Origin of the sequence: Centipeda periodontii DSM 2778 (genome assembly GCF_000213975.1) — a bacterium.
Classification (GTDB): Bacteria; Bacillota; Negativicutes; order Selenomonadales; family Selenomonadaceae; genus Centipeda; species Centipeda periodontii.
Window position 1 is genome coordinate 508,833 of record NZ_GL892076.1, and the last position, 4,869, is coordinate 513,701.

Below are 4,869 nucleotides of genomic sequence, written 5' to 3' on the forward strand. Positions count from 1 at the left end.
GCTGATAAAATAGACCTTCCGATTGGCGCAGATTTTTTGTCCGATTGAGCCAGCAAACCAGACGCATAGCCAAAGCTATGTGGAGGATTTGCGAACGAAAAGCGGGCAAAAAAGATGCGCTAAGATGGCGGTGCTGAATTTATCAGTGCTTCCCTAAAGACACATTCCCCCCAACAATGCCAAGTGCACCTCTCACTGCACCTCGACCTGACACATCCGCATCGCGGCGAGGGCGTTCGCGTGGCTCTCCGGTGTCACGCCCGCGCAGCAGGCAGCATCGACACAGATATGTTTCTCGGGGTAGAACGCCTTTGCGAGGAGGGCGTTGGAGATGACGCAGATGTCGGTGCAGAGTCCGACGAACTCGATTTCGTCATAGTCCGCGAGGGCGGCGGGGAGGGCGGTCGCGCCGAATGTCGGCTTTTCGATAACGGCGACAGCAGTGCGCACAAAGGGCTGCAGCGCATCCGCGATCTCCCAGCCCGCCGTGCCGCGGATGCAGTGCTCTACGGGGAGTTTTCGCCCCTCTTGCGTCTGAAGATAATCCGCGCCATGCGTATCCATGGTGAAGATGAGCGCCGTGCCCGCCGCCTGTTCTTTTTCGAGCTTTGCTGCCAGACGCGGCAGCATCTCCTGCGCCTCTGGCGTCCCGAGTGCGCCGTCTACGAAGTCGTTCTGCATATCGACAACGACGATTGCCTTTTTCATGACGTGTCCTCCTCTATCTCCGCTGCATTCGCTTCATTATACCATATCTGTCCGCAGGTGTGGATTCATTTCCGAATATGCAGGAGTATTTCGTCTTTATATCGAACTTATAAACAGATTGTTTAATCGAGCACTACAGAAAGGAGATCATCATGCTCTGCCGCAAAATTTTCTGCGCCCTCGCAGGCGCCTTCCTGCTCATCCTGCCGTTCGCCTCCGCAGCAAACGCCATGCTGCCAACGGAGCAGGCCGAACAGCTGCTGGTGTCACGCGGGCTCCCCTTCGTCGTGCACGAGACGTGTGCCGATCCATCGGGGGCAGGGCTCTCCCTCACGCAAAACACGGACAGCGGGGAGAATTGGCTCATCTGCAGCGTTGGCGACGCGGTCTTTGGCGCGCCGCTGACCGTAGACCTCTACGATACGGGGATGTACGGGGACGAATACGGAAACCATTCCCCCGCCATCTTCGCGGGCTGTTTCTTCCAAGACACGCGCGGCACCGAGGATGATACGCTCGGTGTATGGGAGGGCGTAGATCACTATCTGCCGGTCTACTATTCCTATGATGTGGTCGATGGTCAGATCATGGCAGACAACTACATCTCCTCGGCGCGGGGTACAATCGACGCGGACCACTACGACGCCCGCATCGTGTCGGAGGAGCACACGGCCGCCATTCATACCTTCTTCGAGCTGCTGCCCGGTCTGCGCGCAGAGGTCGCATACAGCCATATTGCGATCGATGAGATGTTCTGATCCCCGCAAAAAGGCTGCACGAGCAAACGACAGACGCATGCAGCCGAAACAGGGCGATTCCCAAACAGAAACACTATATGGAGTGCATCAACAAGACGGATACATCTCCAAAATCAAAGGCGCTGCGGCGCCTTTTTTCACGTCGACGATGCCCTTATCGGTCAGCTTGAAATACGGGCTGACGGGCAGGGAGAGGGTGCTGAGCGACATGATGACGTTGTCGTGGCGATAGCCGCAGTCCGCGAGAACGGTGCGGACGCGTCCGATCTGCTCTCCGAGGACGGGGAGGGGACGGTCGGAGAGGATGCCCGCGATCGGGAGCGGGGCAAATGCCTGCACGCGGCCGTCCGCTGCCGCAGCAAAGCCACCCTGTGCCTCGATGACGGCGTTCGCCGCCGCCTGCATATCCGCCGCCGCCTGCCCGAGGACGAGCAAATTGTGACTGTCGTGTGCGTACGTGGTCGCCGCCGCGCCGCGCGTGAGCGCCGACCCGCCGATGAGTGCCATGCCGCAGCCGCCGTTTTTCCCGTGGCGCTCAAAGACGCAGGCGAGGTTGTAGGGGCTGCTCTCCCAGTCGATCACACCGCCGTGCACGGGCAGCTCCGCCTGCCCCTCCGCGACAAAGGTCGTATGCTCCTGCACCTCGAGGATGCGGCAGAGCACCGTCCCCTCCGCGATCGGCGCACGCAGAACAAAGTCCTCCGGCGAGCGCGGTCCGAGATGTACGCTGTGGTAGAAATGCGCGGGGAACGATGTGTCGCGCTCCGGTTCCTCCCATACGCTGCCGCGCGCAAAGACCTGCCGCCCCGCGCGCCAGACGCTCTCGATCGCAATCGCGCGCAGATCCGAGAGCACGACAAAGTCGGCGATGCGGCCGGGAGCAATCGCCCCTTTGTCCCGCAGCCCCATATGCTGCGCAGGTGCATATGTCGCGGCATAGATCGCCTCCTCGGGCGAAAGTCCCAGCTCCATGCTGCGCCGGACGAGGTGGTTGAGCTGACCGTACTGCATGAACGCGTCCGGCATCGTATCATCCGTGACGAGGGCGAAACGCCCCGACAGATTGTGCGCCATGAGGTAGTCGAGGAATTCCTTCTTCAGCGTCTTTTCCTGCAGCTGGATGAACATGCCGTTCGCCGCGCGCTGCGCGAGTCCCTCCAGCGACTGATCCGTGTGATCGGAGCGAATGCCGCGATAGAGAAGCTGCGCCAGCTCCCATCCGACGAAGCGCGGACAGTGCCCCTCGATCGAGAAATCCGGACGACCGTGCTGAATCTGCCGGATCAGACGATTCGTCTTGGCGTGCGCGTCCGCGATGACCTCACGGCAGTTCATCACCTCGCCGAGGCAGATGACCTGCTCCATGTGCATGAGCGCCTCGACGTCATCGTTCTCGATCGCGGCGCCCGCCGTCTCAAGCGTGTCATTCGTCGACGGCACGGACGAGGGAATCGCAATCCGAACGTCGCAGGGGCCGTCCTGCGCACTCTGCATCAGCGCGCGGATGCCCGCGAGACCAAACACGTTTGCGATCTCATGCGGCTCCGCGATGAGCGTCGTCACACCATTCCGCGCAGCGCCTTTCATAAATGTACGCGGCGCACACATCGTACTCTCAATGTGCATATGACAGTCGATCAGCCCGGGGATGACATACTGCCCTGCGAGATCCACCGTGCGCTGCGGTGTGAGCGGCAGTTCGTCCATGCCGACATAGGCGAAGCGATCGCCGCAGACGGCGAGGTTGCCCGTGATGAATTTTTTGAGATAACTGTTGTAGATCTGCCCATTCGTCAGCAATACGTCGATGTGCATAGCGCTCTCCTATTTTACGCCCGCAATGGCGTAGAAGTAGTACGCGAGCAGGAGGGCGAGCATATAGTGCCCCTTGTGCAGCTCATTCATGCGCCCCGCCGCGATCTTCATAAGGACGAACGCGATGAAGGCGACGGAGATGCCGTTTGCGATGTTGAACGTGTACGCGGTAAAGGCGATGCAGAGGAACGCGGGGATGTACTCGGCGATGTCCGTGTAGTCGAGATTCCGCATCCCCGCCATCATGCTGACGCCGACGTAGATCAGGACGGGCGCAGTCGCCGCCGCCGGGATCATGAGCGCGAGCGGCGTCACCGCGAGAATGAGAAGGAACGCGGCCGCCGTCGTGCACGCCGTCAGACCCGTTCGGCCACCCGCCTCAACGCCCGCACCGGACTCAAGATAGGTGATGAGCACGGGAATCGTAAAGAAGGAGCCCACCGTCGCAGCGATCGAGTCAACGTGAAAGACCTTGTCGAGTCCCGGCAGATCGCCGTTCTCGTCGAGGAAGCCCGCCTTGCCGCCGATGCCGATCGCCGTACCGAAGCTCGAGAAAAAGTCCGGCAGGAAGAACGCGAAGAGGAACGGCAGGTATTGAAGATCGAGCGCACCCATAAGATCAAAGTTGAAGAAAATCGGCGCAATGCTGTCCGGCATGCGAACGATGCTCTCCGGGATCTGCGTGAGCCCCATCGGGATGCCGATGACCGTCCCCGCGAGGATGCTGATGAGCGCGGCACCGCGAACCCTGCGCGCCGTGAGCACGAGGAGGATGACGAAGGTGATCGCCGCGAGGATGACGACAGGCTGCGTGAGGTCGCCGAATGAGAGCGCGACCTTTTTCGCGTTGACTGCGAGCAGCTTTGCATTGCGCATGCCGATCACGGCGAGGAAGATGCCCACGCCCGCGCTGATCGAAATCTTGATGCTGCGCGGAATTGTCATGACAATGAGTTTACGAATTCCGAGCACTGTAACGATGATGAACAGCACACCGCTCAGAAAGACAATGGCGCTCGCGACACCGATCGGCACATTTTGGAGCTGTACCATCGTGATCGAGAAGATCGCAACGCTGCCCATGCCGGGCGCGAGGGCAAACGGGCGGTTCGTGTAGAGCCCCATCGCCATCGACGTGAGAAAGATCATGAGTACCATGCCCGTGAGCATCGCCCCCTGCGGAACCCCCGCCTCCCCCATCATGTGCGGCACAACGGCGAGCACGTAGCCCATCGTCGCGAACGTCGTCAGACCCGCGAGGATCTCCGTACTGACGGAGGAGTGATGCTCCTGCAGCCGAAACTGCCGTTCAAACCGCTCCTCTAGGAATGAATTCATTGGACACGCCTCCCAAAGACAATCATAAAATAACTCACGTACATTTCTATTATAGCCTCATTGTCAAATTTTTCCAAATAAAAAAGGGCTGTTGCACGAAGCTAAAAAACTTCGTGCAACAGCCCTTGTCATTTGTCAGCGGACCCCTTCCACCGCTTCGCGGTCCCCCTTCCCCGTCAAACGGGGAAGGCTAGAATTATGGCATCTTAGCTTCCCCCGCCAGAGCGGGGGAAGTGGCGAGCGCAACGAG

5 protein-coding genes are annotated in these 4,869 nt (G+C 59.9%); 2 read left to right on the top strand and 3 right to left on the bottom strand.

Going from position 1 to position 4,869, the window contains the following annotated elements:
• Nucleotides 1-22: 22 nt before the first annotated feature.
• Nucleotides 23-157, top strand: a complete 135-nt coding sequence (locus tag HMPREF9081_RS14330; protein ID WP_071778185.1) for a secretion protein HlyD — start codon at nt 23-25, stop codon at nt 155-157.
• A gap of 35 nt (nt 158-192) precedes the next feature.
• Here the strand turns inward: HMPREF9081_RS14330 and HMPREF9081_RS02245 are convergent, their stop codons facing one another.
• Nucleotides 193-708: a cysteine hydrolase family protein gene (locus HMPREF9081_RS02245; protein ID WP_006305311.1), complete on the bottom strand. Its 516-nt coding sequence runs from the start codon at nt 706-708 to the stop codon at nt 193-195.
• A gap of 152 nt (nt 709-860) precedes the next feature.
• Between HMPREF9081_RS02245 and HMPREF9081_RS02250 the strand changes: the two genes are divergently transcribed.
• Complete coding sequence (locus HMPREF9081_RS02250; RefSeq protein ID WP_006305312.1) at nt 861-1,466, top strand: hypothetical protein; 606 nt, start codon at nt 861-863, stop codon at nt 1,464-1,466.
• Nucleotides 1,467-1,553: 87 nt separating this feature from the next.
• Here the strand turns inward: HMPREF9081_RS02250 and HMPREF9081_RS02255 are convergent, their stop codons facing one another.
• Together HMPREF9081_RS02255 and HMPREF9081_RS02260 are read right to left on the bottom strand one after the other, a co-directional pair.
• Nucleotides 1,554-3,281 carry an adenine deaminase C-terminal domain-containing protein gene (locus HMPREF9081_RS02255; protein WP_006305313.1) on the bottom strand — a complete coding sequence of 576 codons (1,728 nt, stop codon included), beginning with the start codon at nt 3,279-3,281 and terminating at the stop codon, nt 1,554-1,556.
• A gap of 9 nt (nt 3,282-3,290) precedes the next feature.
• A complete protein-coding gene (locus HMPREF9081_RS02260) occupies nt 3,291-4,619 on the bottom strand; it encodes an NCS2 family permease (protein ID WP_006305314.1) in 1,329 nt (442 codons plus the stop codon).
• Between the last annotated feature and the right edge of the window lie 250 nt (nt 4,620-4,869).